At 60.5% G+C, this 14,714-nt stretch carries 12 protein-coding genes; 6 read left to right on the plus strand and 6 right to left on the minus strand.

Annotation, left to right across the window (positions count from 1 at the left end; genetic code table 11):
- Positions 1-77: 77 nt before the first annotated feature.
- From FTW19_RS19395 to tsaE, 5 genes are all read left to right on the plus strand, one after another.
- Positions 78-1,337 carry a pyridoxal phosphate-dependent aminotransferase gene (locus tag FTW19_RS19395; RefSeq protein ID WP_147649222.1) on the plus strand — a complete coding sequence of 420 codons (1,260 nt, stop codon included), beginning with the start codon at positions 78-80 and terminating at the stop codon, positions 1,335-1,337.
- A 105-nt stretch (positions 1,338-1,442) separates the two neighbouring features.
- The gene (locus tag FTW19_RS19400) at positions 1,443-2,495 is read left to right on the plus strand and encodes an aminopeptidase (protein WP_147649223.1); all 1,053 of its coding nucleotides are present in this window, start codon (positions 1,443-1,445) and stop codon (positions 2,493-2,495) included.
- Between the two features lie 363 nt (positions 2,496-2,858).
- Positions 2,859-3,809: an aldo/keto reductase gene (locus FTW19_RS19405; RefSeq protein WP_348641831.1), complete on the plus strand. Its 951-nt coding sequence runs from the start codon at positions 2,859-2,861 to the stop codon at positions 3,807-3,809.
- A gap of 58 nt (positions 3,810-3,867) precedes the next feature.
- Positions 3,868-5,424, plus strand: a complete 1,557-nt coding sequence (locus tag FTW19_RS19410) for an NAD(P)H-hydrate dehydratase (RefSeq protein WP_147649224.1) — start codon at positions 3,868-3,870, stop codon at positions 5,422-5,424.
- 4 nt (positions 5,425-5,428) lie between these two features.
- A complete protein-coding gene (gene tsaE, locus FTW19_RS19415) occupies positions 5,429-5,866 on the plus strand; it encodes a tRNA (adenosine(37)-N6)-threonylcarbamoyltransferase complex ATPase subunit type 1 TsaE (protein ID WP_147649225.1) in 438 nt (145 codons plus the stop codon).
- A 162-nt stretch (positions 5,867-6,028) separates the two neighbouring features.
- Here the strand turns inward: tsaE and FTW19_RS19420 are convergent, their stop codons facing one another.
- Positions 6,029-6,676, minus strand: coding sequence for an energy transducer TonB (locus FTW19_RS19420; protein ID WP_187143063.1), 648 nt, complete (start codon positions 6,674-6,676; stop codon positions 6,029-6,031).
- 95 nt (positions 6,677-6,771) lie between these two features.
- On the opposite strand from FTW19_RS19420, the gene FTW19_RS19425 reads away from it, so the two are divergent.
- Positions 6,772-7,308: a hypothetical protein gene (locus tag FTW19_RS19425; protein WP_147649227.1), complete on the plus strand. Its 537-nt coding sequence runs from the start codon at positions 6,772-6,774 to the stop codon at positions 7,306-7,308.
- 116 nt (positions 7,309-7,424) lie between these two features.
- On the opposite strand, the gene FTW19_RS19430 is transcribed toward FTW19_RS19425, so the two are convergent.
- The 5 genes from FTW19_RS19430 to murC all read right to left on the minus strand — a co-directional run bounded on the left by FTW19_RS19430 (position 7,425) and on the right by murC (position 14,588).
- Positions 7,425-8,747, minus strand: a complete 1,323-nt coding sequence (locus FTW19_RS19430; RefSeq protein WP_147649228.1) for a penicillin-binding transpeptidase domain-containing protein — start codon at positions 8,745-8,747, stop codon at positions 7,425-7,427.
- Positions 8,748-8,884: 137 nt separating this feature from the next.
- Positions 8,885-10,261, minus strand: a complete 1,377-nt coding sequence (ftsZ, locus tag FTW19_RS19435) for a cell division protein FtsZ (protein ID WP_147649229.1) — start codon at positions 10,259-10,261, stop codon at positions 8,885-8,887.
- A gap of 135 nt (positions 10,262-10,396) precedes the next feature.
- Positions 10,397-11,626 (minus strand): cell division protein FtsA, encoded by a 1,230-nt coding sequence (gene ftsA, locus FTW19_RS19440; RefSeq protein WP_147649230.1) that lies wholly within the window; start codon positions 11,624-11,626, stop codon positions 10,397-10,399.
- A complete protein-coding gene (locus FTW19_RS19445) occupies positions 11,623-12,984 on the minus strand; it encodes an FtsQ-type POTRA domain-containing protein (protein ID WP_147649231.1) in 1,362 nt (453 codons plus the stop codon). Before FTW19_RS19445 ends, ftsA begins: the two co-directional genes overlap by 4 nt.
- A 224-nt stretch (positions 12,985-13,208) precedes the next feature.
- Complete coding sequence (murC, locus tag FTW19_RS19450; protein WP_147649232.1) at positions 13,209-14,588, minus strand: UDP-N-acetylmuramate--L-alanine ligase; 1,380 nt, start codon at positions 14,586-14,588, stop codon at positions 13,209-13,211.
- Between the last annotated feature and the right edge of the window lie 126 nt (positions 14,589-14,714).

Consider the following 14,714-nt stretch of genomic DNA (forward strand, 5'->3'; position numbering starts at 1 on the left):
TGTATTCGCAATCTTTCTTGTAGTCGCCGTCGTGTCGCTGTATTCAACCTGCAGTCTTTTTTGTGAGGGAAACACCCATGAGCTCGATCTTCGACGTTAATTCCGCAGTCTCCCGCCGCAACTTCATGCGCCTGTTCGGCGCTGGAGCAGCGGCCGCAGCCACGCTTCCTAACTTCTCGCAGACCGCATTCGCGCAGGCAGCTGGCCAGACTGCCGGTCGTCGCGGTATGGGCGAGCGCCCGATGATGGATAAGGACGTCATCGTGATCTCCTCGAACGAGAACCCGCTTGGACCGGCACCCTCGGCTCTTGCCGCTGTCGCGCAGGCAGGCCCCACGGGCGGCCGTTATGACAAGTATGGCGTTACTATTGGCGTGGTAAAGACCCTCTCAGAGCAGTTCGGTCTGAAGCCCGGCTACGTACAGCTCTATCCCGGTTCCAGCGGCCCGCTGGATATGGCGCTGATGTCCAACATCGGCCCCGGCAAGGGCCTGGTCACAGCTGATCCTTCCTATGAGCAGGGCTCTCGCGCTGCCCAGAAGCTGAAGGCTCCACTGAAGCAGGTTCCGCTGAACGCCAAGTACGAGCACGATGTGAAAGCCATGCTGGCCGCCGATCCGAACGCCGGCGCCTTCTACATCGTCAACCCCAACAACCCCACCGGCACCATGACCCCGAAGGAAGACATCATCTGGCTGATCAACAACAAGCCCAAGGGTTCGGTTGTGATCGTCGACGAGGCCTACCACCACTTCTCCACCCATGAGTCGGTCATCGACCAGGTTGCCGCGGACAAGGACGTTATTGTTCTGCGTACCTTCTCGAAGATCTACGGCATGGCCGGTGTCCGCGCTGGTTTCGCCATCGCCCGTCCGGATCTGCTGGAGAAGTTCGAGACCCTGTCGCCCTCTGTCAGCCTGCGCAATGCAGCTTCGGTTTCGCTGCTCTCTGCTGCTGCAGCCGGCGCCAGCCTGCGCGATCCTGAGCTGGTTCCGCTGCGCCGCAAGATCAACACTGACATCCGTGAAGCCACGCTGGAGTTCCTGGACAAGAAGGGATACAAGATCGTTCCCGGCTCCCAGGCCAATATGTTCATGGTCGACGTCAAACGCCCCGGCAAGGAGTTCAATGCGCTGATGATGAAGGAGAAGATCGCCATCGGCCGTACCTGGACCGCGATGCCGACCTACGTCCGCGTCACCGTCGGCACGAAGGACGAGATGGAGAAGTTCCAGACTGCGTTCGTCAAGTGCATGGATGTTCCCCCGGGAGCCGTCAATGCCTCGCTGCACTCGGAACTCTACATTCCCAGCGAACTGGACCGCCACCGCGCTTAACCCCTCCGCGTTCCAAACCCGGAAACGAACCCCAGCTTCGGCTGGGGTTCTTCTTTTCATCCGCCTGCAATGTCGTTCACAATGCCTTAAACTTGGAGTAACGCCATGATTCAGACGGCCCAGCAGCACCCGCTTCTCTCCACCTCGTTTCCCGCCGAGTTCACGCCCGGCGCCCGCTCCGCAGTGCGCACTTGCCTACGCGTTCAGCCGGAAGAAAAAGTCACTCTCATCACCGATGAGAAGTGTCTACCCATCGCAGCCTCCATCGCGGCAGAGCTGGAGGCTGTGGGCTGTATCTGGAATGGCTTTGTTTTAGAACAACTTGCGCCCCGGCCGCTGGCAAACATGCCGCAGGCGGTTCTGGACGATATGGAGACCTCCCAGGTCTCAATCTTCGCCGTCGAGGTGCAGTCGAACGAGCTGCGCAGCCGCATGCAGATGACCGACGTTGTGAATCGCCAGGGAATCCGCCATGCCCACATGGTGAACATCACTCCTGAGATCATGACTCAGGGCATGCGCGCCGATTACCGAGCCGTCGATGCTCTCTCCCAGGCTGTGCTGGACCGCGTGCAAAAAGCGACCTACGTCCGCGCCACCACCCCAGCGGGAACCGATCTGCATGTGGCGCTCTCGCCGGAATACAAGTGGTTCAAGACCTCCGGCATCATCTCGCGGGAGAAGTGGGGCAATCTGCCCGGCGGCGAGTGTTTCACCGCGCCGGGAGAAGTCAACGGAGTCTTTGTCGTGGACGGCGTTGTGGGCGACTTTCTCTGCGCCCGTTACGGCATTCTGGAGCACACCCCGCTTACGATCTGGATCGAAGGCAACCGTATCCGCCGGGTGGCTTGTGACAACAAGCAGCTCGAAGAAGACTTCTGGGACTACACCCACACCGACGGCAACTCCGACCGCGTGGGCGAGTTTGCCATCGGCACCAACATCGGCGTCACCAAGGTGATCGGCAATATCCTGCAGGACGAAAAGTTCCCCGGTATCCATATCGCCTTCGGCGACCCGTACGGGGCGCACACCGGCGCGCCCTGGAGGTCATCGACACATATCGATGTCGTGGGCCTGCACTTCAATATCTGGCTGGGCGATGAACATGGGGAGACCCAGATCATGCAGAATGGCGAGTTTCTGATTAAGCCGTAAGTATCGGCAGAGTTCGATATTTCTTTTGGTTGTCATCTCGTAGAGATTTGCTTGTAACTCTGTTCCTGCTCGAAACGCAGCGGTAGAGAAGCAGATTTCTCCGCTACTCTTCACCCCAGCCAGCAAAGCTGGCCGGGGACCCCGATCGCTACGAAATGACAAAAAAGTGCCAAGGACGCTGCCTGAGCCGGTTTTTCCTCTTGTCGCGCGCATCTCATACAATCGCGAGATAGAGCATTTCACTGTTGCTGGGAATTCCGGAAGAGGAGTGCAGCGGCGTTTTCATTACGGAAAACGCTAATAGATGCGCAAGCCCCGCACTACACCTACAGTGAACATGCTCTATTGCCAAAGGAGCGATGCGTGAACTTCAACATTCTCGGCAACTCAGATATGCAGCTTTCCCCGATCGGATTCGGCGCCTGGGCTATCGGCGGCGGAGGATGGGCCTTCGGCTGGGGCGCGCAGGAAGATACAGACTCCATCACTGCCATCGAGCGCGCTCTGGATCTCGGCCTCAATTGGATTGACACCGCTGCCGTCTACGGCCTGGGACACTCTGAACAGGTCGTCGCCAAGGCGCTGCGCAAGTCTGCGCACAAGCCGTGGATCTTCACCAAGTCCAGTATGGTGTGGGATGACAAGGGCAACATCACCAACTCCATGAAGCAGATCAAGCGGGAGTGTGAAGATTCGCTACGCCGTCTGAATCTCGATGTGATCGATCTGTATCAGATCCACTGGCCGAAGCCCGATGAAGAGATCGAAGAGGGCTGGGCGGCCATGGCAGAGCTGCAGCGCGAAGGGAAGGTACGCTGGATCGGCGTTTCGAACTTCTCCGTCGACCAGATGAAGCGTGCACAGAAGATCGCTCCCATCACTTCGCTGCAGCCGCCTTACTCCATGCTGAAGCGCGACTACGAGGCGGAGGTGCTTCCCTTCTGCCGCGAGAACGGCATCGGCGTCATCAACTACTCGCCCATGCAGAGCGGTATGCTCACCGGCAAAATGACCAAAGAGCGCGTCGCCCAGATGCCGGACGACGACTTCCGCAAGCGCGCCCTTAACTATCAGGAGCCGAAGCTCTCGCAGAACCTCAAGGTCGCGGACAAACTGAAGGAGATCGGAGCGAAGTACGGTGTCACCGCCGGCGTGATCGCCATCGCCTGGACGCTGAAGAACCCCGCGATTACGGCGGCCATCGTCGGTGGACGCAATCCGCAGCAGGTGGAAGAAACGGCAGAGGCACTCGACTTCGTTCTGCCGGACGAAGAATACAAAGCAATCAACGACTATCTACAATCAAACGCATAGGCTTTGCGGCTCTGCCCGTCCCTCTGGACGAGCAGAGCTACACTGCATGGACGTTTGTATGAAGATTCTTACCGCAGAGCAGATGGGCGAGACCGACCGGCGCACCGCCGCCGAGTTCGGCGTCTCCATGCAGGAGTTGATGGACAACGCCGGCACCTCGGTCGCGCGCTTTGCGCTGCGGCGTTATCCCGAGGCGCGCCGCATCGTCGTCCTCTGTGGCAAGGGCAATAACGGAGGCGATGGCTTCGTCGCCGCTCACCGGCTGCACGCGGCCGGGCGGAAGGTGCAGGTGATCGTTCTGGCCGCGGGCAAAGACGATCTGCGTGGCGATGCCGCCAACGCCTTCAGCGCACTGGATGCACCGGTGATCTTCGCGACGGAAAGCATCGTCCTTCCCGAAGCCGATCTCTATATCGATGCCATCCTCGGTACCGGGTTCAAGCCGCCGATGCGTGGCCTGGCTTGCAACCTGCGGGCACAACTGACCCAGCTTGCAAAACCTGTTTTGGCCGTAGATCTCCCTTCCGGATGGGATGCTGACTCGCATGGAGCCACCGCGGGCGACGCATTTCCCGCCGATGCGGTCGTAACCTTCACCGCTCCAAAGCCGGCTCACATCTTCGGCCAGATGAACCGGGATGGCGCCTTCGGTGCTGTCGCCGTGGCCCCGATCGGCTCACCTGCTGAATCTCTCCCCAAAGCCGATCTCACCTGGACCGGATCTTCCAAAGCGCTGACGGAGACACCTCGCCCACTGAACAGCAACAAGGGCAGATTCGGACACGTGCTGGTGCTCGGCGGCTCAAGGGGAAAGTCCGGTGCTGCCGCAATGGCTTCCCTCGCCGCATTGCGCTCCGGTGCAGGCCTGGTTACAGCCGCGGTGCCTGATTCTGTGCTCGATTCGGTAGCCCGCATCGCTCCCGAATTGATGTGCCTGCCACTGCAAGAGATCGACGGGCACGTCGCTCTAGCGAACTTCGAAACGCGCACCCAGTGGCTTGAGAAGATCAGCGTTCTCGCCATCGGTCCCGGTCTTGGAACACAGCCGGAGACGACCGAGTTCGTCCGCCGCGCGGTGCTTAAAACAGCTCTTCCGGTCGTCATCGATGCCGACGCCCTGAATGCCTTTGCTGAAAAACCGGAGCTGCTGCGCGCGCAAGCCGGACGTGTGATGGTGCTGACACCGCACCCAGGCGAGATGGCCCGCCTTCTCGGCATCACCGTCAAAGAGGTAGAGGCCGACCGGATCGGGCTCGCCCGTTACTATGCCACCGACCGCAACCTGACCCTGGTGCTGAAGGGCTGGCGGACCCTGGTGGCGCATCCCGATGGAGAGATCTCCGTCAACACCACCGGGCATCCCGCGATGTCGAAGGGCGGCAGTGGAGACATTCTGACCGGCATGGTGGCAGCCATGCTGGCGCAGCATCCCGATCACGTTAAAGACGCGGTCAACACCGCTGTCTATCTACACGGTCTCGCCGGCATGATGGCCGCGCGCAACCAGGACGAACATACGGTGCTGGCCACCGACACATTGGCCCATCTGAGCGACGCCTTCCGCTACCGCATTGCGGACGAAGACGGCCTCACCTGGGTTGGAGGACTTCGCTAGTTTCATGCTCGTAAAAAGATTCAAGACCCGCTCCGTGGAGGGCACGCTTGCGCTTGGCCCGAATATGGCCGAAAAGCTGATGCCGACACCGAAGCTGATTCTGCTGCGCGGCGAGTTAGGCGCCGGGAAAACCACCCTGGTGAAAGGCATCGCCCAGGCGCTAACCGGCGTCGATCCGGAGGAGGTCACCAGCCCGACCTTCACACTCGTGCATGAGTACGCAGGACCGAAGGTGCATCTGTATCATCTCGACCTTTACCGTTTGGAAAAGGAAGAAGAGCTTGCGGCGCTCGGTATCGACGAGATGGCCTCGCAGCCTGATGCTCTTGTCCTGGTGGAGTGGGGTGATAAGTTTCAGAGCGTGATTCAGCGCGCCAGTGGACAGATCATGATGCGGGCGAATGAGCTGGATGAGCGGGAGATCTTTTTGGAGATTCTGTAGGACTGCTCTTGAAAGATCGATACCACTTGAAGGTGTCATCCTGAGCGAAGCGAAGGACCCGTTGTGTTGGCACCTTTATACTTCCGGGCAGCCCATGAAGCAGGTCCTTCGCTGCGCTCAGGATGACAAAATTTGTTTGAGTGCCAGCTCCGAATGTTTGCCTTAGTTCGATTCCAGCGTGATGCACTCCCATCCGCATCCGCCAGGGTTCCTGCGGCGGTCGAAGTGGAAGTGGAGTTCCTGCTCGCTGCTGATGGGTCTGCCGTTCTTCACTGCCGGATGAAAGACCCACTGCTGTACGGTAGCCAGCACCATCTGGTCGATCTGCGTTCCCATTCCTCTACGCGCGTGCACCCGGGCAATGTGACCGGTATCGTCGATCTGCAGATCGACGAAGATATCGCCGGTAGCGCCGACCGCTGATAAGTCCGGACGTTCCTGGGGGAACGCCTGCACGTAGGCGATGCTCACATTTCCATCGCCCAATGCTTCATTGCCGCGCTCCCCTGGAGGATCGACCGGAGGCGTCACCACCACTGGAGCCTCTACCACGTTCTTCCGAGGGGTGTGATGCTTCAAGGCCCGCTTCACCTCATGCGTCTGCGAGAGCTTTCCGGGGTTGTAGGTCATCATCACCCTGGCGCCTTGGCGGGTACCGGCCGGTTTGAGCTTCCGCGCTCCAATCCACCATGCGTTCGCAACAACAAAGAGCGTGAGCAGATGCAGTCCTGTCGACACAGCAACCCTGCCCTGCTGCGTCTGCAGCAGGAGCGCCGAACGCTGTCTCCACAACAGGAGCTGCTCTCCCATGAGGGCCCTCTCTCCCATGGGGCTCATCGTATCGCAGCGATCCGGCAGGAAGCGACAGCTTTCCTGCGATGCAAACTACAAGATAGACTTCTGCGGTGAAATTCCTGCCACTATCAGCCGTCGTCGCGACCGCACTCCTCTGCCCGGCCCTCCCGTCCCAGACCGCAAAGGTCGGTCCCGCCGGCAAGCCCGCCGCAACGAAGACGCTGCCGCCTTTTTCCGGTACGTGGATGCTGAATCCACAGCGCAGCAAGTTGACTCGGCACATCGAGGGCGAGAGCAAAGCCGTCATCCAGTACGACGGCAAGACCTGGCACTACATCCATTCGCACCAGGAGACTCCCAATGACGAGCCAGATGCGTGGCAGGTGACGCTGGAAGTCAACTCACCCAGACTGCATGTCGAACCGGGCGACGAAGTCACCTTCCGCTCGCGGATCCGCCAGCAGGGCAACGCTATGTTGTTGGAAGAATGGGGCACTACCGGGCACGGCCAGAAGATTCACAACACCGTGCGCTACACCCTGGAAGACAGCAACAATACGCTGGTGCAGACCGAGGTCTCGGTCGGTCCGCTCGGCCCCGTACGTAATGTCTACGTTCTGGAGCGCGTGCGGACCACCGCAGAGTGAGAAGGGATTAGAGCATTTTTCCTGTTGCTGGGTATCCCTGGAGGAGCGTGCAGCGGCGTTTTCATTGGGGAAAACGCCCATAGATGTGCCCGCAATACACCTACAGGAAAAATGCTCTACTGCGATACGCCCACGGCAACCTGCTTGGGCTCATCCGAGCCTGCAGCAGTTGTGGCCGGAGCCGTTTTCTGCAGGAAGTAGCTCTTGTCGGCCATCGAACGATAGAAGATTCCAGTCAGCTCAGCCGCCTTCGGACCGAAGGTCGGACGTCCGCCTTCCAGGAAGAAGACCGTCACCATCCGGCCGACTGGAGTGTCCGCATAAGAGGCGAACCAACCATAGCGCGTTCCGTTGTTGGAGCAGGTGCCAGTCTTGCCGAGCACCGGGAACTCCTTGAAATTGGCGCGCAGCGAGCGGGCGGTACCGTAGCGGGCATCGACCGCGCCGGCCATACCGGGCAGCATCTCCGGGATCAGCGGAGCGATGTCGAGCGTCCGCTTCACCTTTGGCTGGAAGTTCGCGACAGCGTCCGCCGTGGTGGGGTGCTGCAGATAGTAGAGCGTGCCGCCGTTGGCGATAGCAGAGACCAGAGCGCCGAGCTGCAGCGGAGTCATCGAGATGCTCTCACCAAAAGAGCACATACGGCCCACGCCACCCAGCTTCTCCGGCAGTTCCTCATCGGGGTAGACACCGAGCTGCTCGCCATCAATGTTGTAGCCGGCCAGTTCGCCCAGGCCAAACATGTTGGCGTAGTGCTTGACCCGCTCAAAGCCCATGCGGCGGCCCAGAACCTCAAAGTACGGATTCACCGACTTGGCAAGGGCGTAGTCCAGATCCACGTTGTAGTGGCCACCGAGGTTGACCGGCGTGTCGTGCTTGATCAGGCCTTCGGAGAGAGCCGCCAGGGCCACACTCAGCTTGATGGTGGAGCAGGGTTCAGCTCCGCGCGAGAGCGCCAGCTTCTGGTTGACCATGGCCAGGACACGGCCGTTGGTGGGATCGATCGCCACCGCGGTGCCATTCATATTGCCCAGAGCCTGGATCAGAGACTCGCGGACTACCGGATCCTCTCCGGTCGCGACATCGCCCAGCGTTAGATTGTCCGCGAAGGAGCTGGCTGTAAAACGCTCAGAGAACCGGCCGGCGCGGGTTCGCTTAACGGCCAGTCTCGGCGCAGCGCCGCGTTTTCCCTTAGTAGCAACAGCCTTCGACCTGGCGGCTGGGGCTGCCTTAGCGGCTGCCGCCGATTTTCCGGCGCGGCGGCTGTGCTGCAGGCCGGCAAGATGCGCCTTTCCGCGAGTACTCTCCTGTACCTTGGAGCCTCCCCGGGTGCGCCTTGCACTTGTCGGCGTGGGGTCGGCCGCCAATGCGGCGGCTGTGGAAACAGCGAGAATACCTACAACCAGTCCTGGAAAAAACTTCTTAAAGCCCTGAATCATGCGTCGCACATCCCTGCGCCAACCCGTGCTAAGCGCCGATTTTTATTCTTTTTATCCTACCTTGATCTGACCAAAATCGATCAGATCCGGCGCCATACAACTTTAGACGCGTTTGCCCAATACGGAACGCGTTTTTTTTACATGCCTCCACGCCGTAGAAACGCTGGAATATCCAGCTCATCCTGCTCTTGACGTACGGTAGCCGACGGAGTGGAGGCAAAAGTTGCCACCGGCTCCGGAACCACAGGAGCAGCCGCGACCGGCGCGGGCTGTTCGACCGGCGCCGCCACCTCCGGCGTTGTCTCCACCCACTGCTGCGGCGGCGGAGCAGCCGACTCACGACGCTCGCGACCCGTTAGAAAGAACTCGTCTTCGAAGACCGATGGCGACTCGGGCCGCTGGGCGATCGGAATCTCCACCTTTTGCATGACCGGAGTCTCGCTGGCAAAACGCGGCATCGCAGAGGGGCGGGCGTCGTAGCGGACTGCAGGCTCCATCGCCTCCTGCAACATGCGTTCGCGGCGCTGCGGCATCTCCTGCTTGAAGCCGGTGGCGATGACGGTAATCTTCACATCCTCGCCCATCGACTCATCCTGCACCGCACCGAAGATGATGTTGGCATCCTCATGCGCAGCGTTCTGAATGATGGTGGAGGCTTCGTTGACCTCGCTCAGCTTCAGCGAGCTGGATCCGGTGATGTTGATCAGGATGCCGCGTGCTCCATCGATCGCGCCGGCTTCCAGGAGAGGCGAAGCCATGGCGGCGATCGCAGCTTCCACTGCACGGTTCTGTCCCGCGCGTACGGCCGTTCCCATCACCGCATAGCCCATGCCCGCCATCGTTGTTTTCACGTCGGCGAAGTCGCGGTTGATGATGCCGGGGATGGTGATGATGTCCGAGATTCCCTGCACGCCCTGGCGAAGCACATCGTCCGCAATGCGGAAGCTCTCGAAGAAGCCCGCGTCCTTGGCGACAGCCAGCAGCTTCTCGTTGGGGATAACGATGACGGTGTCGACCGCATCCAGCAGCTCCTGCAGACCACGCTCGGCCTGCATCATGCGGCGCTTGCCTTCAAACCCGAACGGCCGCGTCACCACAGCCACCGTCAACGCACCCATCTCGCTGGCCAGCGAGGCGATCACCGGAGCGGAGCCGGTTCCTGTGCCTCCGCCCAGACCGGCCGTGACAAAGACCATGTCCGCGCCTTCCAGCGCCTCAATGATCTTGTCGGAGTCCTCCAGAGCCGCGCGGCGGCCTACGTCAGGGTTCGCGCCGGCGCCCAGACCAGAGGTCAGCTTCACGCCGAGCTGCAGTTTCACCGGCGCCAGAGAGCCTTCGAGCGCCTGAGCGTCCGTATTGGCGGCGATAAACTCCACGCCTTCCACTTTGGCCGCGATCATGCGATTGACCGCGTTGCCGCCACCACCACCTACGCCGATGACCTTAATCTTGGCGCCGGTGCGGGTCTCATCGTTGTAGTGAATGCGGATCGGATCTTGGGGCGTATTCGACATGGGAATGCGTTAACTCCTGCGTTAATGGTCATTCTGTCATTCGTCCGCTTGCAAAGAAATGCGGAAAAGCAAATGACGGTTATCAAAGTCGATTCCTGAGGCCGAATCAGGACTATCTTGTGACAGCGGGGATGACTACATGGTGCCGGCGAAGATCGCCTTTAGCTTGGCACGTAGTCCCATCTCTTCGCTGGCGCGGCGTATCTGCGTGCGGTGCGTGTACAGCAACATGCCGATCAGAGCCGCGAACTCCGGCTGCGCCAGCTCCTCGGGCATACGTGACAGCGGTACGGGATAGCCAACGCGAGCCGGTACACGTAGCATGCTCTCGGCGACATCCAACAGGCCGACCAGCTTGGCCGAGCCGCCGGTCAGAACCAGGCCGGCGCCGAGCGCTTCCAGCACGCCGCCCTGCCGCAGGTTCTCGCGCAACATCTGCATCAGCTCGCGCGCTCGCGGCTCAAGAATCTCCGCCAGGTAGCGATGACGGACGATGCGTGCCGGCTGCCCCCCACTGAGCGCCAGGTTGCCGCCAACCTCAATCTCATTCAACTGCGGCACACTGGTCACAACACAGTTGCCCCAGACCTGCTTCAACTGCTCCGCCTCTTCGACGGGCACATGGAGGCCGACCGCGAGGTCGTTCGTGAAGTGGTCGCCGCCGATCGGCAGCACAGCCGTATGTGCGACCGCTCCCTCGAAGAAGACCACCATCTCGGTGGTGCTGGCTCCGATATCCGCGATGCAGACGCCAAGCTCGCGCTCGTCCGCGCTAAGAACGGCCTCAGCCGCGGCAATGCCCTCATAGACCGTGTCCAGTACCTCGAGGCCGGCCTTGTTCGCGCAAGTCACAACCGACTGCGCTACGCCTCCAGAGCAGGTAGAGAGATGGAGGTTCACTTCAAGCTTCGTGCCCACCATCCCGACGGGATCATGGATGCCCGGCTGATCGTCGAGGATGAACTCCTGCGGCAACAAGTGCAAAATCTCACGGTCCGCCGGCAAAGCCACGGAACGTGCGCGGTCGACGGCCGCCTTAACTTCTTCGCGCGTGATCTCGCGCATGCGGCTGCCCATGCTGATGCCGCCGCGGCTGTTGACGCCGCGCACGTGCATGCCGCCAACGCCGACCACCGCCGTCTCAATCCCCGCCTTTGCTGTACGTTCAGCGGCAAGCGCAGCTCGATTGATCGCATCCGCTGCCGGACCGAGATCGGCAATCAGGCCCTTGCGCATGCCCTTCGACGTCTCAATACCGTGTCCGCGATAGCGCAGCACGCCTTCCTGAACCTCACCAACCAGCACGCAGCTCTTGGAGTTACCGGCGTCCAGAACCGTAATCAGAGTCTCTTCGCGAGGTTTCACTGAGCCACCCCCGCGGAGGGCACGGTGGAATGTGCCGACTGATGCAGGAGATCCTTCGACGGGCGAGCCACCTGGCCAGGTTTCGCAATCGGCATCTTCCACTTCACCGCCGGCTTTGCGGGCTGCTTTGGCGCTGGCCCTGCGAGACGGCTGGCCACATCATCCGGAATACCGGAGCTGGTGTCCCTGACCGGGGCTGCGCTGGCGACCGTCTGTTTCGGCTTTACGGCGGCAGTACGGGGCGCAGCAGCTTTGGCTGTGGACGCCTTCGGTGTCACGACAGGCTTGCTCTTTGACGCAGACGGCTGCGGAGCAGTCGTGGCTGCGGCAACGGCCTTTACTGGGATACTCGGCTTTGCTGGGGCATCTTTACCCGGAGTGACATCCGCCGCAGCCGGAACCGGAGGAGGGCCGCCTGTATCCTTCGCCATCTCCAGCACGACCTGCGTCTCATAGCGCATATCGGCCGAGGCGAGCCTAGGATACTGCTGCTTCCACTCCGGCAGATGCTGCTGATACTTCTGGTAGCGCTCCAGAAACTTGTCATCGCCAAAGTGCACCAGCACTTCCATCCCGTGATCAGGGATAAGCGCCTTTACATCTTCGGGATTGCTGACATCCACTTCGCTGACCTGGTCGCTGATCTTCGCGCCTCCGCCATCAAGGTCTGCAATGAAGCGCTGATAGAGCTTCATGCGGGCCCCGCGGGTTCCAGAGGGCTCGCTGGCCACAATCCCGGTGACCACGGGGAAGGAGTAGCGTGGGTCGCCTGCCGCATCAGCCGGCAGATCCAGAATGACGCCATTGGCGTCGACCAGGCGGATACCGTCGGACTGGCGGAGATACGCGACGGGGGTACGTTCCACCACTGCGACGCGGAGCCGATTCGGCAACAGACGCATGACGGTGGCATGCTCCACCCAGGGCAGGCCCTCCAGTTGCTCGCGGCGATCTGTCAGCGGTACGCGGAAGATATTGCGCTCCACATCTTCTCCAAAGATGCTGAGCATCTGTGGCCGGGAGACATGGGTATTCCCGGCGATCTCAATCGATGCCGAGCTGGCGATGCGGAAGCGGTCGTCCCGTAGAAGATAGTTCCTCGCCACGATGACTGCGCCGGTCATGCCGCCGAGTGCAAGCACCAGGCCGGATGCGGCGGCGATGCGGCCCCACTTGGTCTGGGGCAGAAGCCCTTTCCGCACGCGAACGCGCTGACTCGCGCGAAAAAACTCCGCGTCGTCATCGGGAAAATCTTCCTCAGAGCGGCGACGCCTGCGGCGGTCGACCTCCTGGTTCGGGTACGAATCGGCTACAGGTTCAGCTTTTTCCGAGGCGCGTTTTGAAAGAAAATCTGGCATCAGGCAACAAAATACAGGAAGAAATGCCGCAAACGTGCTCGCGAATCCGCTTCGACTATAAATTGATAGCGCCAGAATTCAGCCCCGTGCGTATCCGGGAAGATACCTCTTTAGAGCATTTTCCCTGTTGCTGGGTATTCCGGAAGGGGTGTGAAGCGGCGTTTTCATTGCGGAAAACGCCCATAGATACGGAAGCCCTGCTCTACACCTACAGGGAAAATGCTCTATGCGTTCCCTTCCAGTTTTGACAACAACAACGCTCCGGCCTGAGAGACGTTCCCTGCTCCCAGCGTCAGAATGACGTCTCCTTCACGAGCTTCCGTTGCCAGTGCCTGTATCGCCGCTTCCATGCTTTCAGCGTGAGATACGGAGGGATGCCCGGTGCGGCGAACCTCCTCCACCAGCGCCGGAGTGTTCACGCCGGGGATGGGTTGTTCGCTGGCGGCATAGATGTCCAGCACCTGCAGCACATCTGCATCCCCAAATGAAGCTGCGAACTCTGCCATCAGGTCGCGGGTACGGGTATAACGATGCGGCTGGAAAAGCACCAGCACCCGTCCGTAGCCGCATTCTTTGGCGGCACGAAGGGTTGCCTGCACCTCGGTGGGGTGATGACCGTAGTCATCGACGACGGTAATGCCTCGAGCTGCTCCTTTAATCTGGAAGCGGCGATCGACCCCACGAAATGCAGCAATACCTTCGACGAGCTTGTCATCCGTCACTCCAAGCTGCACCCCGATAGCCACTGCCGCGGTCGCGTTCAGCACGTTGTGCTTTCCGGGAACATGCAACTCCAGAGGTCCGATCATGCGCCCCTGATGGGTCACCTGGAAACGCGCATGCGAGCCTGCGGTACGCGGCAGTATCTCCAGCCGGAAGTCAGCCTCTTCGCGCTCGCCGTAGGTATAGATGCGGCGGCTCGTTCGCGGCAGAATAGAACGCAACGGATCGTTGTCGATGCAGGCCGTAACCGCACCATAGAACGGCACGCGGTCCATAAAAGTGATGAAGGCACCTTCCACATCTTCCATGTCGCGGTAACAATCCATGTGCTCACGGTCGAGGTTGGTTACGATGGCGAGGACACTGGGGAGCTTGAGGAAGGAGCGGTCACTCTCATCGGCCTCGGCCACCAGGTACTGCGAGGTTCCCAGACGCGCGTTTGAACCCAGAGCCGCAACGCGCCCGCCGACCACAACCGTTGGATCCAGACCACCGGCGGCGAGCACCGATGCCACCATCGAGGTGGTAGTGGTCTTACCGTGCATACCGGCAACGGCGATGCCGTACTTCAGCCGCATCAGTTCGGCGAGCATCTCGGCGCGCTGAATGACTGGGACCTTGCGCGATCTTGCATCCAGCACTTCAGGGTTATCTTTGGCCACGGCAGAGCTGGTCACCACGACATCGGCCTCGGCGGCATTCTCTGCATGGTGGCCTTCAAAGATCATGGCGCCGAGCTTTTCCAGCCGGTCAGTCACGGGCGAGCGCCGCAGATCGGAGCCGGAGACGGGATACCCCATCGTCAACAGGATCTCCGCAATCCCACTCATACCAATGCCGCCAATGCCAATAAAGTGAACCCGCTGTGTTGGTGCAAACATAGGTCTCACTGTATCAAGGCAGGCCACGAGAGAGCTTTTCTCTGTGGGTGTCGTGTCGGGCTTTCCGTATGCTTTGGACGTTTTCCGTAATGAAAACGCCACTGTATGGCCCTTCGGGATACCCAG

This window comes from Terriglobus albidus (genome assembly GCF_008000815.1).
In the GTDB taxonomy this organism is placed as follows: domain Bacteria; phylum Acidobacteriota; class Terriglobia; order Terriglobales; family Acidobacteriaceae; genus Terriglobus; species Terriglobus albidus_A.